General features: G+C 68.9%; 19 protein-coding genes. 9 read left to right on the top strand and 10 right to left on the bottom strand.

The window, feature by feature from the left end; translation table 11 throughout:
* Positions 1 to 86 precede the first annotated feature (86 nt).
* The gene (locus ACGF7Y_RS00830) at positions 87 to 701 is read left to right on the top strand and encodes a dihydrofolate reductase family protein (RefSeq protein WP_393227986.1); all 615 of its coding nucleotides are present in this window, start codon (positions 87 to 89) and stop codon (positions 699 to 701) included.
* A 39-nt stretch (positions 702 to 740) separates the two neighbouring features.
* Here ACGF7Y_RS00830 and ACGF7Y_RS00835 read toward each other — a convergent pair whose 3' ends face one another.
* Positions 741 to 1670, bottom strand: coding sequence for a hypothetical protein (locus ACGF7Y_RS00835; RefSeq protein WP_393227988.1), 930 nt, complete (start codon positions 1668 to 1670; stop codon positions 741 to 743).
* Between the two features lie 311 nt (positions 1671 to 1981).
* On the opposite strand from ACGF7Y_RS00835, the gene ACGF7Y_RS00840 reads away from it, so the two are divergent.
* Entirely contained in the window at positions 1982 to 2773 is a 792-nt protein-coding gene (locus ACGF7Y_RS00840; RefSeq protein ID WP_393227990.1) for a DJ-1/PfpI family protein, read from the top strand.
* Here the strand turns inward: ACGF7Y_RS00840 and ACGF7Y_RS00845 are convergent.
* The 3 genes from ACGF7Y_RS00845 to ACGF7Y_RS00855 form a co-directional block, all read right to left on the bottom strand.
* On the bottom strand, positions 2754 to 3302 hold the full coding sequence (locus tag ACGF7Y_RS00845) for a thioredoxin family protein (RefSeq protein WP_393227992.1): 549 nt from the start codon (positions 3300 to 3302) through the stop codon (positions 2754 to 2756). The two genes, ACGF7Y_RS00840 and ACGF7Y_RS00845, sit on opposite strands and share 20 nt — an antisense overlap.
* Positions 3303 to 3386: 84 nt before the next feature.
* The gene (locus tag ACGF7Y_RS00850; protein WP_393227994.1) at positions 3387 to 4346 is read right to left on the bottom strand and encodes a serine/threonine dehydratase; all 960 of its coding nucleotides are present in this window, start codon (positions 4344 to 4346) and stop codon (positions 3387 to 3389) included.
* A gap of 33 nt (positions 4347 to 4379) precedes the next feature.
* Complete coding sequence (locus ACGF7Y_RS00855; RefSeq protein WP_393227996.1) at positions 4380 to 5774, bottom strand: bifunctional lysylphosphatidylglycerol flippase/synthetase MprF; 1395 nt, start codon at positions 5772 to 5774, stop codon at positions 4380 to 4382.
* A gap of 810 nt (positions 5775 to 6584) precedes the next feature.
* On the opposite strand from ACGF7Y_RS00855, the gene ACGF7Y_RS00860 reads away from it, so the two are divergent.
* On the top strand, positions 6585 to 7091 hold the full coding sequence (locus ACGF7Y_RS00860) for a hypothetical protein (RefSeq protein WP_393227998.1): 507 nt from the start codon (positions 6585 to 6587) through the stop codon (positions 7089 to 7091).
* Between the two features lie 17 nt (positions 7092 to 7108).
* On the opposite strand, the gene ACGF7Y_RS00865 is transcribed toward ACGF7Y_RS00860, so the two are convergent.
* A complete protein-coding gene (locus ACGF7Y_RS00865; RefSeq protein ID WP_393228000.1) occupies positions 7109 to 8275 on the bottom strand; it encodes an FAD-dependent monooxygenase in 1167 nt (388 codons plus the stop codon).
* Between the two features lie 87 nt (positions 8276 to 8362).
* Between ACGF7Y_RS00865 and ACGF7Y_RS00870 the strand changes: the two genes are divergently transcribed.
* Both ACGF7Y_RS00870 and ACGF7Y_RS00875 read left to right on the top strand, forming a co-directional pair.
* Positions 8363 to 9064 carry a TetR family transcriptional regulator gene (locus tag ACGF7Y_RS00870; protein WP_393228002.1) on the top strand — a complete coding sequence of 234 codons (702 nt, stop codon included), beginning with the start codon at positions 8363 to 8365 and terminating at the stop codon, positions 9062 to 9064.
* Positions 9065 to 9136: 72 nt separating this feature from the next.
* Positions 9137 to 9841, top strand: coding sequence for a helix-turn-helix domain-containing protein (locus ACGF7Y_RS00875; RefSeq protein ID WP_393228004.1), 705 nt, complete (start codon positions 9137 to 9139; stop codon positions 9839 to 9841).
* 125 nt (positions 9842 to 9966) lie between these two features.
* Here ACGF7Y_RS00875 and ACGF7Y_RS00880 read toward each other — a convergent pair whose 3' ends face one another.
* The 3 genes from ACGF7Y_RS00880 to ACGF7Y_RS00890 all read right to left on the bottom strand — a co-directional run bounded on the left by ACGF7Y_RS00880 (position 9967) and on the right by ACGF7Y_RS00890 (position 12331).
* Positions 9967 to 10371 (bottom strand): VOC family protein, encoded by a 405-nt coding sequence (locus ACGF7Y_RS00880; RefSeq protein WP_062969476.1) that lies wholly within the window; start codon positions 10369 to 10371, stop codon positions 9967 to 9969.
* Between the two features lie 54 nt (positions 10372 to 10425).
* The gene (locus ACGF7Y_RS00885; protein ID WP_040868829.1) at positions 10426 to 10839 is read right to left on the bottom strand and encodes an arsenate reductase ArsC; all 414 of its coding nucleotides are present in this window, start codon (positions 10837 to 10839) and stop codon (positions 10426 to 10428) included.
* Between the two features lie 580 nt (positions 10840 to 11419).
* Complete coding sequence (locus ACGF7Y_RS00890; protein ID WP_393228006.1) at positions 11420 to 12331, bottom strand: oxygenase MpaB family protein; 912 nt, start codon at positions 12329 to 12331, stop codon at positions 11420 to 11422.
* A gap of 111 nt (positions 12332 to 12442) precedes the next feature.
* Between ACGF7Y_RS00890 and ACGF7Y_RS00895 the strand changes: the two genes are divergently transcribed.
* The gene (locus ACGF7Y_RS00895) at positions 12443 to 13189 is read left to right on the top strand and encodes an NAD-dependent deacetylase (RefSeq protein ID WP_393228008.1); all 747 of its coding nucleotides are present in this window, start codon (positions 12443 to 12445) and stop codon (positions 13187 to 13189) included.
* Positions 13190 to 13219: 30 nt separating this feature from the next.
* Here the strand turns inward: ACGF7Y_RS00895 and ACGF7Y_RS00900 are convergent, their stop codons facing one another.
* Positions 13220 to 14518 carry a D-arabinono-1,4-lactone oxidase gene (locus ACGF7Y_RS00900; protein WP_393228009.1) on the bottom strand — a complete coding sequence of 433 codons (1299 nt, stop codon included), beginning with the start codon at positions 14516 to 14518 and terminating at the stop codon, positions 13220 to 13222.
* Positions 14519 to 14572: 54 nt separating this feature from the next.
* Positions 14573 to 15253, bottom strand: coding sequence for a TetR/AcrR family transcriptional regulator (locus tag ACGF7Y_RS00905; protein ID WP_357116757.1), 681 nt, complete (start codon positions 15251 to 15253; stop codon positions 14573 to 14575).
* 117 nt (positions 15254 to 15370) lie between these two features.
* On the opposite strand from ACGF7Y_RS00905, the gene ACGF7Y_RS00910 reads away from it, so the two are divergent.
* From ACGF7Y_RS00910 to ACGF7Y_RS00920, 3 genes are all read left to right on the top strand, one after another.
* The gene (locus ACGF7Y_RS00910) at positions 15371 to 16870 is read left to right on the top strand and encodes an MFS transporter (protein ID WP_393228011.1); all 1500 of its coding nucleotides are present in this window, start codon (positions 15371 to 15373) and stop codon (positions 16868 to 16870) included.
* Positions 16871 to 17573: 703 nt separating this feature from the next.
* Positions 17574 to 17936, top strand: a complete 363-nt coding sequence (locus ACGF7Y_RS00915; protein ID WP_393228013.1) for a DUF190 domain-containing protein — start codon at positions 17574 to 17576, stop codon at positions 17934 to 17936.
* Positions 17933 to 18220, top strand: a complete 288-nt coding sequence (locus ACGF7Y_RS00920) for a hypothetical protein (protein WP_393228015.1) — start codon at positions 17933 to 17935, stop codon at positions 18218 to 18220. Before ACGF7Y_RS00915 ends, ACGF7Y_RS00920 begins: the two co-directional genes overlap by 4 nt.
* The last annotated feature ends 19 nt before the right edge of the window (positions 18221 to 18239 follow it).

Raw genomic sequence — 18239 nt, forward strand, 5'->3', positions numbered from 1 at the left:
GACGGCGGCCGCGCCGACCGATGAGTTCTCGCGCGCCGTCCCGTCGGATCAAGCGACATCGCAACGCCGATCCAGGAGCAACGCACATGAGGAAAATCACCGCCGGCCTTTTCATCGCCCTCGACGGCGTCATCGAGGACCCGCAGGACTGGCACTTCCCCTACTTCGACGACGCCATGGGCGCGGCGGTCGACGCCCAGCTCGGCGCCGCCGACACCCTGTTGCTCGGCCGCAAGACCTATGACAGCTTCGCGGGCGCCTGGCCGGAGCGCGAAGCGGCGGGCGGCACGGACGCGGCGTTCGCGAAGAAATTGGGCGACGCGCGCAAGATCGTGGTTACCCGGCAGGATCTCGACTTCACCTGGCGCAACTCCGAAGTGATCGACGGCGATCTGATCGACGCGGTGACGGCGCTGAAGAACGAGCCCGGCGGCGACATCGGCATGAGCGGCTCGGTCTCGGTGGTTCGTCAGCTCCTGGCCGCCGGTCTGCTGGACGAGTTGCACCTGCTGGTGCATCCGATCGCGGTCGGGAAGGGCGATCGCCTGTTCCAGGACGGCGCGGCCACGGTCCCGCTGCGCCTGCTGTCCTCGGAGACCTTCCCCACCGGCGTGCTGCATCTAGTCTACACCCGCGACGAGGCCGCGTCCACCGCGTCCTACGACGACGCGAAAGCCCATCTGTCGCAGAGCGTTCAGTAGGCGTCGTCGCCGTCCGGTCGGACCGTCGTGGTGAAGCCCCTAGTGCCCCAGCGCTTTCGCGACGATTCCCCCCGTGACTGCTTTGATGAGATAGCTGGTCGAGTCGTGTGGCGACGCGCCGTTGTCGAAATGCTGTTCGGTGACCGGGATGACGGCGCTGCCGGGGTACGGCGGAAAGAACGAAGTGAGGTCGAGGTGTGCCGCCACGAGGTCGTCCTCGTCGACCAAGTTGTGCCATTCCGTCACCGATTTCGGCACGGTGCTCGGCTGGGGGCGCAGCCGGTCGTACACCACCGAGCGCAACCCGAGCGGCGAGCCCATGGTCAGCAGGGTCACCGGATGGTCGGTGCGGTGCAGCGCCTCGTAGGCCACCACGCTGCCCAGCGAGTGCGCGACGACCAGGCGGGTGTCGGGACCGACCTGGTCGAGCACCTGCCGCTGGGCATATTCCCGCACGTCGTCGTCGGTGAAATACCGGGCGACCTGGGACAGGGCGCGGATGACGAACTTCTGCGCCAATCCGAAACCGAACGGCGCGAACCAACGCAACCGCATCAGCGCGTTGAGCGCGGGCCGCAGTCTCGCCTGCGCTCCTTGCGCCACCGCGTCCGGCGGCGGGGGAGTGCCGAGGCGACGGGCCGTCGCCCGATCACGCTCGTCGCCCGCGTGCGCGGCGGCCGTCGCCAGCCACTCGGCGGCGAGCTGTTCCATCAGGTCGAGCTGGGCGTCGTCGGGTTCGATCCCCGCGCCCTGAGCGCCCTCGACCAGGAAACGATTGCCGTAGAAGGCCATCCGGGTCGACAAGTCGCCCGGAGAACCGTTGCGCCACAAGCGGTCCGCCAGCTCCGGGGCGCCGTGGTTGCGGACGCCTCCCGCGAGTCCGGGTAACCAGCGCGCCTCCAAGGTGTCGGCCGATTCCTGTTCCTGCGCGATGCCGTGTACAAGGACGATCGTCGCCAATGTCCCCACCCCTTCCGATCCCCGGTGTCGCCGAACAGTGTCCCTCATCGCGGCCTGATCGTCAGCACGGGTCTTCCTTCGGGCGGCGCCGCGTGTGAATCGCTTGTCGAGTGGCGCAATCGAATTGGCGAGACCGAACGGCTCGAGTTCGGCGGCCCGGGAATCGAAAGACGTGGGGGATTGATCCCGAACTGCCGGCCGAGCGGGAAGCAGGGTCGTTCCACTGCGCACACCATGGCGCTCCCGGCGACGATTGACACCCGGTCAGTGCAATGAAACGCTGATTCTTTCTTTGACTCATAGTCGGAAATGGGGCGACGATGACCAGATCCGAGGGGTGCGGACCGGGGACGACTGTGCGGATCGCGATCGTGACCTATCCGGGGATGACGGCGCTCGACGCGATCGGCCCATACGAGGTGCTGCGTTTCGCGCCGGGCGCGGAGATTCGCTTCGTCTGGCACGAGCCGGGGCCGATCATGACCGACAGCGGGGTGCTGGTGCTGGGCGCCACGCATTCGTTCGACGAGACGCCCGCACCCGAGATCCTGCTCGTTCCCGGTGGCCCCGGTTCGGCGGCAGCCGCCGTCGATGACGCGCTGCTGGCCTGGCTGCGCCGAGCGCACCAAAACACCGTGTGGACGACCTCGGTCTGCACGGGTGCGCTGGTGCTGGCCGCGGCCGGGCTGCTGGACGGACGGCCCGCCACGACCCATTGGCTGGCGCAGCCGGCACTGCGCGCACTCGGAGCGGACGCTCGGCCGGACGAACGGATCGTGCGGGACGGGAGAATCACCACCGCCGCGGGGGTCTCCGCGGGTATCGATCTGGCGCTGTGGCTGGTCGGGGAAGTCTTCGGTGCCGAGCAGGCGCAAACCGCCCAATTGATCATCGAGTACGACCCGCAACCGCCATACGACGCGGGTCACGTCGGCAAAGCATCGCGCGCCGTGCGGCTGGCCGCCACCGCCCAGCAGGCCCGGACCGTGGTGGAACCGGGGAACTTCGGAGAATTCGCCAGATTGTCGGCCGCCGTGCCGCAGCTGGCGTGGCGCAGTGCGATCCGTCGGGTGCGCGCACGCGGGAAGGTGCTCAGGCGTCCCGCCACTTGATCGAGCAACCCATGCTCGGTCGGTGCGGTTCGGGGGCGGGCCTGCCTGCCAGCACGGCTTCGACGGCCGTGCGCAGGTCGTTTCCGGTCAGCGGCTTCCCGTTTCCGGGCGTCGATTCGTCGAAGGCGCCGCGGTAGGCGAGCCGGAGGTTCGCGTCGTAGAGGAAGAAGTCGGGAGTGCACGCGGCGCGAAAGGCCCGGCCCACGTGCTGCTGCTCGTCGACGAGATAGGGGAAGGTCCAGCCCGCGCGGATCGCTTGGTCGCGCAGCCGAAGCGGTGCGTCGTCCGGATAGGCGGACGCGTCGTTGGTGCAGATCGCCACGGTGGGTATGGACGGCAGGGAATCGACCAGTTCGCCGAGCGCCGCCTCGATGTGCTTGACGTAGGGGCAGTGGTTGCACGCGAAGACGACCAGCAGTCCGGGGCCGTCCGCGAAATCGTCCCGGGAGTAGATCCGCTGGTCGAGGTCGGGAAGCGAGAAGTCGGGTAGCGCTGTGCCGATGGGGACCATGTTTGAGGTATGCGCCATGGTGTGCCTTCCGTCGGGATCGCAGAGGACAGCGGGAGCCTAACCCCGAGTCGTCCGATTCGTCGGAAATACGCCGCTGAGCCGTCAGTCGGCGTGGCGGCCGTCCGAACCGGTCAGATCGGACGGATCGGTGTTCGCTCCGCACAGCACCACGCATACGCGTTGGCCCGGGCGAGGCCGGAACGCGGGCTCGTCGCCGAGGATCGCCGCCACGGCGGTCGCCGCACCGTGCTCGACGGCGATGCGGCGCTCCTCCCACAGCTCGCGGCGCGCTGCGACGATCGCGGCGTCCTCCACGAGCACCGACGCCACGTCGTAGTGTCGCGCGGCCGCCAGCGCCAGTTCCGAGGCCCGCCGGGCGCCGAGCGAGTCGGCGGCCACCGAGTCGACCGCCACGTCGACGACCTTCCCGGCCGCGATCGCGGCATGCAGCGCGCGGCAACGGGCGGGCTCCACGGCGACGGTCCGGACACCGTAGTGATCGGCGGCGGTGGCCACACCCGAGAACAGCCCGCCGCCGCCGACGGCGACCACGACGGCCCCCAGATCCGGGATCCGCTCGCGGATCTCCGTCATGAGCGTGCCCGCGCCTGCGGCGATGAGCGGGTGGTCGTAGGCATGGGAGAGCAGGGCGCCGGTGGTGTCGGCGAATTCGCGACTGGCCGCGAGCGCGTCGGCGTATTGCGTCCCCACCAGATGGACGTCGGCGCCGTAGGAGTTGAGCCGGTCCACCTTGACCCGCGGGGCGGTGGTCGGCAGGAACACCGTGGCCGGAATCCCCTGACTGCGGGCCGCCCACGCACAGGCGAGTCCGGCGTTGCCGCCCGAGGCGATCGTCACGCCCACCCGCGGGAGCGTGCCGCTCTCGCGATGCGCGAGCAAGAAGTTGAGCGCGCCGCGGGCCTTGAAGCTCCCGGTGTGCTGGAGGAACTCCAGTGCGAACCACAGTTCGCCCGTCTGGTCGGCCTGCGCCACCGCCACCGGCCTGACCAGTCCGCTCACGCGTGCGGCGGCGGCCTTCACGTCGCTATGGGTCAGTTCCACGTGGCTCCTCGGGGCATGGTCGTGCGCCGCCGCTCAGTACTCGCGGCGATGCGGGACGAACTCCAGGGTGAGCAGGGCGGCGGCCGCGATCACCACCTCCCGCCAGCGGACCAGGACGTAGCGCTGATCGGACAGCGCGTGGAACTTCCGCAGGAAGCGGTAGAGCGATTCCAGCCGGATCAGCGGATCGGCCAGGTGTGCCAGCACATAGAACAGGGTGGCCGTGCGCGATTTGTCCTTTTCGGCGAACAACTCCGGGAACGGCGCGAAGGCCAGGGAGATCCGCTGGATGTCATGCGTCGCGGCGTAGTCGACCAAGTCGACGATCATGCGTTCATCCAGGCCGTTGGGCGCGTCCTTGCGCCGCCACGGGACGTCCAGGCTCAGTTCCCGCCCGCGCCCGGAAATGCCGTAGCGCTGGAAGCCGACGGGACTGCCGTCCGCGTCGTTGGCGATGACCACCAGCATGTTCGGATTCCGCCCGTCGAGCAGATGGTCCAGGATCATCGAATAGCCACGGGTCTGCCTGCCGCGGCGCCATTCGTCGACGATGGCCAGCAATTCCTCGCGCCGCGCAGGGGTGAGGGCGGACTCGTACACCACCTCGGTGGTGACCCCGAAATTCCTGGTGCGGCTCACGGCTTGGCGCAGGTTGCGGTACTTGCGTCCGACGAGGTTGAACTCCTCCACGTCGATCGCCACGTCGCGGCCGATTGGCACCGCGCGCAGCCCGCGATGCTCCAGTGCCCACACCTGCCACAGCTCGGCCAGTTCCGGGCTCGCGCCCAGCACGGCGACGCGCCAGCCATGGTTGACCGCGAAGTCGGAGAACGCCGCGACCAGTTCGGGGAATGCCGCGCGATCGCCGATCGGATCGCCCGCGACGACGGCGATGCCGAAGCGGGTGCGGTAGCCGATGGCGGCGGTCGAGGACGTGTTGAAGAAATAGGCTTTGGACGAGTGCAGGGCGAAAGGAGCCAGCGGGTCGCCCTCGGTGCGGCCGACCAGTTCGGCCACCCGATACACCTCGCCTGGCTGCGGTCTACCGGTGCGCGGCAGCACCACGACGAATCCGGTGGCGGCCAGCAGGACGAATCCGGCGTCGGTGTGCTCGGCGCGGTAGGCGAGATGCGCGACGGCGAGCACCAGCACCGCGGCGGTGACGTGCGGAAGCGTGATCGGCCTGCGCAGGTGCAGTCCGCGCGCGACGAACACTCCGGACAGCGCGACCCCGACGAACCACCCGTGGTCGGCGCCCTCTCGCGAGGTCGTGTTCGACTCGTAGGCCAGGATCACCGCGATCAGCAGTGCCATCGTGATCAGTGCGGCGCGCGTGCCGGGAGTGGTGGTGAAGGCGGCTGCCCGGTAGCCGCCGAGTGTGGTGGCGCGCAGCGTGCGCGAGCTGGAGGTTCGCTGACCGTCAGGCACGATCGAGCTCCGCCCTACCCTCGCGCTCCGTCACCCACGACAGCTTCGCCATGGTGGTCCTCCACATGATCGCCTACCGAACACACTATGCGGCCCCCCTGGTCCAGGGGAAACACCTTTTCGAAACCAGCCGGTAGGCGGCACGAACCAAGGCGTCACAGACCAACGGCGCCCTACGGCAAACATCGGACGAATCTTGTCTTATTCCTTCGTCGCCGAAGTGATCGGGCCGGGAGCGCGAACGGTCGCGGAGGAGTCACGCGTCGGCGTCGTTGTGCGAGAGGGTCGATTCGCAGATGGGGAAGCCGTGCTGCGTGCCGTAGCTCACGGACTTGGAGAGACCCGGGTAGCCGGCGGCTTCGGGCCGTGCGATCCGATGCGCGACCGGGACGCGTCCTGATCGGCGGCGTGGAACGGTTCCGCGGCGATGCCCGTCGCGGGGACGCGGGCGGTCGGATCGCCGCCGCGACGATCCGACCGCCGGAGATCGCCGCGGTCCGCAGTGCGAGCGGTCCGCAGTGCGAGCGGTCCGCCGCTGCGGTCGCCGATCGCGGCCAGTGGTGCGAGTGCGACGAACTTCGAGCACGTCCTCGGATGCGCGCCGATTGCCCGAATGTCGGCATAGGCTCATGGCGGGGAATCTGAAATTCAACCCTATTTCTTTCTCCGGCGGGCGCTTTCGGACATTTGCGGTCTAATTGCCGATTTACCGGCGTGTATCCGAGCTTTTCCTCTTTCCCGTTGTCATGCTCAGTGCCTGGCTGCTCCGAACCAACCGCCTGATGAGTGGGCGCGACGAGAGGTCCGACTGTGAAACTGAGCTGGATGGTGATTCCCGCGCTGGTCGCCGCTGTGTCCGGATGTTCCGACGATACTTCGGCGAGTGAGGCGGCGACCGCGACGAGTACCGTCGCCGCCCCGAGTGTTCCGGCGACGACGACCGGGGCGCGCGACGAGGAGGTGGCGGACGGCGGTATCCGGATATTGCTGGGCGAATCGAAGAAAGTTCCGGTGCCGCCCGATATGGTGCTCGATATTCGAGCGCCTGTCGCATGGGGGCAGGCTGCCAACGGGATTCGCTGCACGGTGACCGACAGTTCCGGTCGGAATGAAGATCTGCGCTCTTCCGACGCGAAGAAGACCGAGACGTTCGGCGGGAAGGAGTGGGTGACGGTGTGGACGTTCTCCTCCGTGCCGAACAGCGACGTCACCGTGGGCTGCCGGGACCCGGAATCGAAGATCGCCGCGGACCATCGTGAGCCGTACCTGCGCGTCGTGCCGCGCGTGATCGTCCCGATCGCTCCGCCGCAGCGCTGATCCCGCGGGCCGCCCCCTCAGGCGGCGCGCACCGCGACCGGCCGGTAGACCCGGGACGCCAGGGTCTGGAGCACCATCAGGCGGGTCAGCTGGTTGCGCAACCAGATGTGGCCGCCCGTGGCCGGGATCAGCATGGAACTGCTCGCCCGTACCGAGCGCTGTGCCCGCAGTACCGTGGGCCGCAGGGCTTGTTCATAGCGGTGGAAGGCGGTCCGATGGTCGCCGCCCGCTGCGGCGAGTTCCGTCGCGAGCAGGTGTGCGCCTTCGATGGCCAGTGCCGCGCCCGCGCCGGACAGCAGGGTCGCGCAGTACCCGGCGTCACCGACCAGGGCGACCCGTCCGCTCGACCAGGCCGGCAAGCGGACCTGGCTCACCGCGTCGAAGTAGAAGCCGTCGTCGGCGGTGGCCTGATCGAGCAACGCGGGCACCTGCCAGGCTCGGTCGTCGAAATACGCGCTCAGCAGGGCTTTCTGGGCGTTCTCGTCGCGGTGGTCGACATCCAGCACGCGAGCCTCCCGGAAGGCGAAGAACGCCGTGGCGCCGTCGTGCGCCCCCGATCGGTAGACGCCCGCCACCTTTCCCGGCGTGTTGTAGAGCGTCACCGCGTGCGGGCGTCCGAGACCGGCGTCGACGCGGGCGGTGGCGAAGTACACGCCGAGGTGATGCAGCGCGTCGGCCTCCGGTGTGACGGCCAGATTCCTGGTCCGCGAATGCAATCCGTCGGCGCCGATGACCAGGTCGAACTCGGCCTGCTCGCCGCTGTCGAAGGTCACCTCCACGGCGTCCGGGCGCTGGGTGATCGCGGCGATCGAATCGCCGAAGGTGAACTCGACGTCGTCGGCGGTCGCCTCGTACAGCACCTGGGCAAGGTCGCCGCGCATGATCTCGATGTCATCGTCGGCGTTGAAGACGCGCGTGCTCATCCCAGCGACGCGGCGATCGGCCGCGTCGACGAACGTCAGCTCCCGGATGTCGGTGGCCCGTTCGCGCAACCGCGGCAGTACGCCCATTCGCTCCGCGATCCGTACCGAGGACCCCCGGATGTCGACGCCGTTGCCGCCTGGGCGCAGCGCCGGGCTGCGCTCGACCACGGTGGGCTGGAAGCCGTTGCGCACCAGCCAGTACGCGAGCGTCGGTCCGGCGATGCTCGCGCCGGAGATGAGAATGCGGGGATCGTTGGCCATGGATGCCTCCGTTGTATCGACTGACCGTTGGTCAGTCACGAATGTAAGACACTGACCAACGGTCAGTCAACGGGTAGGATCCGAGGCGTGAGCGACGAGACGACGACCCGTGCGCGCATCCTCGAGGTGGCCATGGACCTGTTCGGGGCGCATGGTTATCACCGCACCTCGGTGCGCGCGATCGCCGAGCAACTGGGCATTTCCAAGGCGGGCGTGCTCTATCACTATCCGAGCAAGTACGACATCCTCGCGGGCTTGGCGGAGCCGTTCCTCGCGGCGATGGAGCGCACGGTCGCCGAGGCGGGTGATCCCGATCCGTGCGAGTCGCGCCGCCGGGTGATCGAAGGATTGCTCGACGTCTTCCTCGACCATCGCTACCTGCTGCGGCTCAACGTCCGCGATCTGGCGCTGGCCGCTCCCGGTAGCATCTTCGAGCGGTTCAGCAAGGTCATGATGCAGGCGAACATCCTGGTCGCGGGCCCGGATGCCAGCTTCGCCGAGCGCGTTCGCGCCACCCAGGCGGTGGCGGGGCTCAGTGACCCGGTGGTGCTGTACGCCGAGGCTCCGGTCGACCAGTTGCGTACGGAGGTGCTGGAAGGTGTGCGTCTGTTGCTGGCGCCCACGGACTGGACGCCGCCCGCAGCCGCGTCCAGGGGGCGGCCGGTGGCACTGACCCCGCAGCAGGTCGAACTCGCTAGGCGGCGGCACGACGTGCAGGGACGCGGCGTCGCCGAAATCGCCAGGGAGCTGGGTGTCTCCCGGGCGACGCTCTATCGCTATCTCAAATAACGGCTTATTTTGAGACGATATTTTTGAGACGCCGCGCGTGTGGTCGGCGGTCCGGAGGGTAGCGTCGGTGTCATGAACGATGCCGCCTACCGTGAGCGGCCATCGCGGTACGACGGCGCCGTGCTGTGGATCAAGACCGTCGACGGCGGTGGCGCGGCGCTGCCGGTGCTACCCGACGGCTGCATGGATCTGATCTGGATGGACGGCCGGTTGGTCGTCGCGGGGCCGGACACCCGCGCCCACCACCCCGGTGGAATCCCGGGTGATCGGTACGTCGGCATCCGGTTCTTTCCGGGTACCGCGCCGGCGTGGCTGGGCGTTCCGGCGCGCGAGTTGCGGAACCGGCGGGTCGAGTTGGCTCAGCTGTGGCCATCGGCTGTGGTCCGGCCGCTGGTCGATCGGATCGCGGCCGCCGACGATCAGGCGGCAGCGCTGGAACGCGTCGTGCGGTGGCGCGCGGCCGAGACCGAGCCGGCCGATCCGCTCATCCGGAAGGTGGTCGGCGCGCTCGACGCCGGATGGCCGGTGGCGGCGGTCGCCGACGCGGCCGGACTGGGGGAACGGACCTTGCACCGCCGTTCCCTGGACGCCTTCGGCTACGGCCCGAAAACCCTTGCGAGGGTATTGCGTCTGCAACGCGCGCTGGCAGCGGCACGCAGCGGCGTGCCGCTGGCCGACACCGCGATGCGGGCCGGATTCGCCGACCAAGCGCACCTCTCCCGCGAGGTGCGCGCGCTGGCGGGACTTCCGTTGGGCGGCCTGCTCGCCAAGTCTTGACCACGTCGATGCGCGCGGGCTGGTCGCTGTCCCGGGACGCATCCGACCGGTCGCGACGGCGTACGCGGCGGATTCCGTCGGGCAGCGTGTCCGGCTCCGTCTCGCGCCGTGCGGGTGGATATGGTTCAGCTGCTTGCGGCCGGAAGAGCGGCGTACAGGTCGACGCCGTTGCCATCCGGATCCTGCACCACCGCGTAGCGCTGCCCCCAGAACGCGTCCCACGGTTTCAGCTCGCCGTGGTACCCGGCATCCACGAGTTCTGCGTACACGGCGTCGACTTCCGTGGGATCGGCGCAGCGAAAAGCGACTGCGAGACGGCCCGCGCCGGTCGGGGGCCGCCACCCGGTGTGGAACGACTCGATGACGGCTTCGGTGTCCAGTGTGAGCCGCATGCCGTTGGGCAGCGCCGCCTCGGCATGCCCTTCCTGCTCGGAGCCCTCCGGGAAGGCGAGCCCGAGGCGGCGGTAGAAGGCCACCGAGGCGGCCATATCGCTGACGACGATGCCGATGACGTCGAGTTGTGGTGTCATACCGGCAGCGTAGGCAGCGGCGCGGGGGCGCGTCTTGAACGAATCGGACAGCGCCTAGCGTGCGGGCGCGGGGACCAATTCGGCGATGAGGTTCTCCACCAGGATGCGGATGTGGTCGCGGATGGTGCGCACCACGTCGAGGGACTGGTCCGCGGGGTCCGGCAGCATCCAGTCGCGGTAGCTGATGCCGGGGAAGAACGGGCAGGCGTCGCCCGCGCCCATGGTGACCACCACGTCGGAGATGCCGATCGCGTCCATCGTGAGCGGCTTGGGGGCGTGGCCGGAGATATCGATGCCGATCTCGGCCATGGCGTCCACCACCGTGGCGTTCAGGGCCTCGGCCGGCGCGCTGCCCGCCGATCGCACGTCGAACCGGTCACCCGCGAGGGCGGTGAGGAATCCGGCAGCCATCTGCGAGCGGCCCGCGTTGTGCTCGCAGACGAACAGCACACTGGGCTTGTGGGACATGGGAACGCCTTTCGATGTGCAAGGTGGAGCATAAGTGTGCTGGCCGTCCGGCCGCGGTGAACCGAAACGCTTTCCTAGCGTACGAGATACGTATACCAGCGCGCCGCGAAGCGTTACGGCGCGACGTGCTCTCGCGGGTGCGCGCGTACGGCGACCGCAGGTCACAGGCCCGAATCCGTTATCACGCAGCTTTTGCGACGCCTCGGGCTGCCGGAGCACGGGAGCGGACTGGACGGTTGTGCGACGAGGGCGTACGGCAAGGCGCGACCGGAAAGCGCGCCGCCACGATCCGCGGGTCGCAGCGGCTGTCGTACGCGGACTTTCCGCCACTCGCAGGGCAACGCCTCGCATCGATGCGCCGCGCTGCGCTGCTGAGGAATACGCGGCGCGTTCGGCGCGGTCGGTGCGGCGCGGTTCGACCGCTATGTCGCGTCGCGAAAGACCGGCTCCGAGTTCGCGCCTCCAACACGCGTACCCCGGTCGACGCGGGTCGACCGGGGTACGGGCAGTGTCGGCGAATGGGATCGGGTCACCCCGCCCCACCGACCGTGGTCACCCGGAAGCGGTTTCCGGGCACGGGTCAGATCGGACGCAGGTCGATCATCTTGCGCAGCCGCTGCCGGTCGCGTTCCAGGCGGCGTGCTTCGTAGGCGATCGGGAAGTAGCGCAGGCGCTCCGGCAGCAGCGGGACCAGTCGCGCGATCAGCCAGCCGAGCACGCGCAGCTTGCGTTCGTCGGCCGCGGTCCAGGTCAGCCCGAGCTTGCGCCGCGCGACCTCGGGCGTGGTGCCGACCGTCACGAAGTACTGGAGCCAGCCGATCGGCCCCACCGCCGCCTTCCAGGCGGGATGCAGCGCGCGCGGCAGCTGCTTCGGCGGAGCGACGGAGCGGATCACCCGCAGGTAGTCGCGCGCGGTGTCGGTGGCGACCAGGTGGTTGGCGACGGTGTCTTCGAAGAACTTCTCGAACTCGGTGTAGTTCGCGGGGATCTCCTTGGGCGCCACCGAGAAATTGCGCAACAGCTGCAACGTCTCCTGGAAGTACGCCTCTTTGTCCGCCGCGGTGAGCGGTCGCTTGGCGAAGTACTTGGCGCTCTCGGTGAAGGCGAAGGTTCCGGTGTGCAGCACCCAGGCCCACGGGGCGCTGGACAGCGCGGTGTGCCGGACGCCGTTGGCGTCGGTGGTGTTCAGCGACGCGTGCAGTTCGCGCAGGCGGTCGGCCTCGGCGAGCGCTTCCTCGCCGCCGTAGACCCACATCATCACCGACGCCAGGCTGCGCATCGCGCGGCCCATGGGATCGGTGCGGAAGGTGGAGTACTCGTCCACCACCGCGGAGATGGTCGGCTCCATGGTTTGCAGCAGGAAGGCCGAGCCCGCCGTGAGGGAGAAGGTGACCAGACCGGTCTGCTCCCACATCTGTGTCCCCGGTTCGATCGGGCGGCGGGGCGGCAGCGTTCGCGCGCCGGTGGATTCGCGTGCGACGGACGCGGTCATCGTGATCTCCCTTGATCGGCCGAACTCAATACAATGAGATGATAACCCTACAAGTCTCTCATCGTCTATCCATGATCGGCGATCTCCGCGCTGCCCCTAGGCTGTGCGGATATGACGACCGAGTGGCGCAGTCGTGGCGGCCGGATCGGGGTGCTCACGGGCGCGGGCATCTCCACCGATTCCGGCATCCCGGATTTCCGCGGCCCGCGCGGGGTGTGGACGAAGGATCCGATCGCCGAATTGCTGTCGACCTATCAGAACTATGTGGCCGACCCCGGCTTGCGGGAACGCGCGTGGCTCGCCAGACGGGACAATCCGGCCTGGCAGGCCGTACCCAACGCCGCGCACAACGCCCTCGCCGACCTGGAGCGGGCCGGGCGGGCGGTCACCATCATCACCCAGAACATCGATCGCCTGCATCAGCGAGCAGGGTCTTCGCCGGAGCGGGTGATCGAGATCCACGGCAACATGTTCGAGGTGGTCTGCATCGAGTGCGACTACCAGACCTCGATGTCCGCCACCTTGGAACGGGTGGCCGCGGGTGAGCCCGACCCGCCGTGCCCCGGCTGCGGCGGCATCCTCAAGTCGGCCACCGTGATGTTCGGTCAGCAGATGGACCGCCGCACCATGACCAAGGCCGCGCTCACCGCGCAGACGAGCGACGTATTCCTGGCGATCGGAACGTCGTTGCAGGTCGAGCCCGCCGCGTCGATGTGCTCCGTCGCGGTGGAGAACGGCGCGGATCTGGTCATCGTGAACGCCGAGCCGACGCCCTACGACGACATGGCCACCGAGATCATCCGCGAACCCATCGGCACGGCCGTGCCCCGCCTGGTCGCGGAGATTCTCGCCGCGTGACCGCGGCGGCGGGCGTGCGGTGAGCCGGGTTCAGCCGACCGGCCCGAGCACCCGGTCGAGGTAGGGATTGGCGAAACGCCCCTTCGGGTCGAAGCGCCGCCGCACCTCGGCGAACCGATCCCAGTCGGGATAGCGATCCCGCAGGGTCGCCGCGGTCTGGAAGTGGCGTTTGCCCCAGTGCGGGCGGCCCTGGTAGCGGTCGAACACCGCTTCGCAGGCGCGGAAGTACGGCTCGAAGTCCATGCCCCGGTATTGGTGCACCGCGATGTAGCAGGTGTCGCGACCGGCCGCCGGGGACAGGAATGCGTCGTCGGCTGCGACCCATCGCACCTCGATGGGCATCGGGGTGTCGAAACGAGTGGTCAGTTCCTTGATCTCGCGGATCGCGTCGACGGAATGCGCGCGCGGGATGGCGTACTCCATCTCGGTGAAGCGGATCAGGCGGGGCGAGGCGAACACCCGGTAGGAGCGGTCCACCTGACGCCGGTAGCTGCCCGCGTAGGCGGCGCTGCGCTGGATGAAGGGGACCAGGCGCGGTCGCCTGCGGCTCAGTCTGCACAGCGCGTCGAACAGGTGATTGGACATCAGGATGTCGGCGAACCAGTCCACCGCCTTGGGGCGCGGCTGCTCGGGCAGGGTCACGCGATTGTTGCGCTTGGTCATGGCCAGCGGACTGTGCGCGAACATGTAGAACTCGAAATGGTCGTTGCCGTCGACGAACGAATCCAGGTCCGCCAGCACCTCCTCCACCGGGATCGGCCGTTCGACGCCCTCCAGCACGAACGACGGCGCCATCCGCAGGGTCACGGCGGTGACGACACCCAGTGCTCCGATGCCGACCCGCGCCGCCCGCCAGCCGTCGGGATCGGTGTGCTCGTTCAGTTCCACCCGGGTGCCGTCCGCCTGCGTCAATTCCAGCGAATGCACCGCGGCGGAGAGGTTCTGCAAGGTGGCGCCCGTGCCGTGGGTGGCGGTGGCGATGGCGCCCGCGACGGTCTGCACATCGATGTCGCCCAGGTTCGGGAAGGCGAGGCCGTGCTCGTGCACGGCGGTGCTGGCCGCGTTCAGGCTGATGCCCGCTTCCACCCGCACCAGGCCGCTCGCCCGGTCGACATCGAGGACGCGGTTCAGCTTCGCCAGGCTCAGCAGCGTGCCATCGGTCAGGACGGCGTCGGTGAACGAATGACCGGTGCCGGCGACGCGCACGGTCCGGCCGGCGGCTTCGGCGTCGGCGAGCAGGCCGACCACTTCCTCGACGGAGCGCGGTGTGGCGATGATCGCGGGCGCACACTGTTGATCGCCTGCCCAGTTCACCCACGAGTTGGTCATGTGACCAACTTTACGGGAGCGAACGTGACGCGCGCTACTTACGGTGCGATTTCGCTACCGCTTGCGCCAGCCGCAGGTCAGATGCTGCTTGGCGTGCTCGACCTCGGCGTCGGTCAGCGGGGGGACGTCGAGATGCCTGCGCGGCGTGCCGTCGCCCCGCAGGCCGTTCAACATGATGGCCATATATCGCTGCCAGACATCGGGATTGACCGGCTTGGCGAACTCGGCGAGCCCGTCGACCATGTGCACGAGTGCGAAGAAGTCCGAGGGCTCGATGCCGTCGGCGAGCACGCCCGCGTCGCGCGCGCGAGCGCAGATGGCGGTCACGGTGGGCTTGATGCGATCGCGCACGACCGCGAACCGGTCGGTCTCGTCGTCCTCGAGTTCGAGCATGACCTCGCTGAAGCCTCGGTTGGTGGCCATGTGTCTGCACGCGTACTCGAAGAATTCCACGAGTCCGAACCAGGGGTCGGGATGTCGGTAGGCGGCGTCGGCCGCGTCGGCGAAATCGTTCAGGTTCTGGTCGAAGACCTCGACGATCAGTTCCTTCTTGTTCGCGAAGCGGCGATAGACCGTACCGACACCCACGCCCGCGCGTTCGGCCACGTCGTCGAGTGTGATCTCGAGTCCGTGGTCGGCGAACAGTTCCCGCGCCGCGGCGATGATGCGCTGCTGATTGCGTGCGGCATCGGCCCGCAGACGCCGGGGTGGAGAGGCGACCGTGGCGTGATTCACACCGCCATTCTACCAACCTCGGGGATTAACCGGAGGCGTTGTCTCCGTTATCGTGATAGCTTCTTCAGGCAAGCGGAGGAGTTTCCTCCGGATCAAGGTTAGAGACAAAGGGGACACATGACTACCGTCATCGACCGTGGGGCCCCCGCCCCTGAGCAGACGGGAAGCGAGCGGCGCGGCTCGCACGCCCTGCGCTGGTGGGTGCTCGCCGTCCTCGGTGTCGCCCAGCTGATGGTCGTGCTCGACGCGACCGTGGTGAACATCGCGCTGCCCGCCGCGCAGGCGGATCTCGGCTTCAGCGACGGCGACCGCTCCTGGGTGGTCACCGGCTACGCGCTGGCGTTCGGCAGCCTGCTGCTGCTCGGCGGGCGTCTCAGCGACCTGTTCGGCAGGCGCAACACCTTCATCATCGGCCTGGTCGGCTTCGCGGTCGCCTCCGCCATCGGTGGCGCGGCCACCAGCTTCGAGATGCTGGTCGCCGCCCGGGTGGGGCAGGGTGTCTTCGGCGCGCTGCTGGCGCCCGCCGCTCTCTCGCTGCTCACGGTGACCTTCACCGAGCCGTCCGAGCGGGCGAAGGCGTTCGGCATCTTCGGTGCCGTCGCAGGCACCGGCGGCGCGATCGGGCTGCTGCTCGGCGGCGCGCTCACCGAATGGGCCTCGTGGCGCTGGGTGATGTTCGTCAACCTCGCCTTCGCGGCGGTCGCTCTGGTCGGCGCGGTGCTGCTGCTGGCCAAGCACGCGAGCACCGAGCGGCCCAAGCTCGACATCCCCGGCACGCTCGTGGTCACCGCCGGTCTGTTCGGCATCGTCTACGGGTTCTCGCACGCGGAGTCGGACGGGTGGACCAACGGCGTCACCCTCGCGTTCCTGCTCGGCGGCGCGGCGCTGATCGCGGTGTTCGCCTGGCTGGAGACCCGGGTCGCGCACCCGCTGCTTCCGATGCGGATCGTGCTCGACCGGATGCGCGGCACCTCCTACCTGACGGTGTTCGTCATGGGCATCGGGATGTTCGCGATCTTCCTGTTCCTCACGTACTACATGCAGCTCACCCTGGGCTACTCGCCGATCATGACCGGCGTCGCGTTCCTGCCGATGGTCGCCGCCATGGTGGCCTCCTCGACCACCGCGCCGTCGCTGCTGCTGCCGAAGCTCGGCCCGAAGATCGTGGTCAGCGGCGGCTTCCTGATCGCGGCGGCGGGCATGGCCTGGCTGACCCGGATCGGCTTGGACACCGGCTACGCCAGCCACATCCTGCCCGCCCTGATCCTGCTCGGTCTCGGCCTCGGCGGCGCGATGTCGACCGCCTTCCAGGGCGCCACCTCGGGCGTGCAGCACGAGGACGCGGGCGTGGCCTCGGCCATGATCAACACCAGCCAGCAGGTCGGCGGGTCGATCGGCACGGCGTTGCTGAGCACGATCGCGGCGTCCGCGGCCACCGACTACCTGTCCACCCGTACACCGGACCCGCTGTCCGTCGCCCAGGCCGCGATCGAGAGCTACACCACCAGTTTCTGGTGGGCCACGGCGATCTTCGTGGCGGGCGGCATCCTCACCGCGGTGCTGATGCCGAGCACGGTGCCGGTGCCCGCCGAGGGAGAACCGGTACTCGCGCACTGAGCCGAGTGCGCCACCGCCTATCCGGTTCCGTACCGCACAGCCGCCGCTCCCGCGACATCGTCGCAGGGGCGGCGGCCGTCGTCGTCGGACCGCACGGCGCGCGATCCGCTTCGTCGGTGAGCGCGGAGGTGCACGCGTCGTACCCGAGCCGAATCTGTGCTCCGCGATTGCCAATCGGCCGCTCCCGGCGTGCGAGTGCCGTGGCGATGATGAACCCTTCCGTCCGCCGCCGCCATCCGAATCAGGGTTGTCCGCGGTGCCGCTCGGTGTCGCGCGGACCCGCGCCACCCGTCCGCCGGGCAGGCAAGGTGCTCCAGAATCACCGTTATCGGTGCAAAATACAAGGTAAGTAAATGCGGCGGGCTGTGCCGTGAGCGGTCCCCTTTCCGACCTACGCGGTAAATATCATGGGATGCTTTGCGCATCGGAATCCGCGAGGATTCCGGCCGCTCACGCATGGGTAGCCAAGAGACTGCTGCGCACCCTTCTCGGCATCGGCGCACCCGGCGGTCGCACCACCCTCTCCACCCCACCCGCGGGGTTCGTAGACTCCTCGGACCGGGCGCGGCACTCCCCGCGCTCGGCCGCCTCGGGGAGTGGCGGTGGTGCGGCCGGGACGGCGGAGCCCGGCGGGCATGGCACGGTGGGTACCTGGTTCGGCTTCGGCGATCGACGGGAACGGCACGACGGAAGGGGGCAGGCAATGAGTGGTTCGCAAACGGGCGCTGCCACGGCGGGACGATGGCGGCCCGCCGCACGGCTCACCGTGCTGCTCGACGAGGACGACAAGTGGCGGCACACGCCCCTGTATCACGAGATCGTGCGCCGGGCCAGGGATACCGGCCTGGCGGGAGCCAGCGTGTGGCGTGGCATCGAGGGCTACGGTGCGTCCTCGCACGTGCACACCACCCGGATCCTCGACGTCGCCGGCCACCTTCCGCTAATGCTGATGCTGGTCGACGAGCCGGGACGCTTGCGCGCCTTCGTCGAGCGGAATGCCGAGCTGTTCGCTTCGGTCAACGTCACCTTGGTGCCGGTGGACCAGTGGCAGGAAGGTGAGCGATGACCAGACGCGGCAAGCCCGCCGGCTCCGCCGTAGCCCCTGTGGCCGCAGCGGGTTTCACCTCGCCGCCGCTGTCACACGCGGCGGCCGTTACCATTGTCGGTTCGGCGCGGCTCGGCGATCTGAGCGGCGCGTCGGGGGGCCATCGGCCGCTCGCCGCCGCGGAAGCAGGCTTCCGCACCGTGCCGACCACGTTCAACATGTACGGCTACGAGATGTTCCGGCGGGTGGCCGTCGTGAACGACGTGGCCGTGGGGTCGGCGGTGGTCGGGCGGTCGTGGACATGATCCTCATGACGAGCCGGGC

This window comes from Nocardia sp. NPDC047654 (assembly GCF_043205035.1).
Taxonomy (GTDB): Bacteria; Actinomycetota; Actinomycetes; order Mycobacteriales; family Mycobacteriaceae; genus Nocardia.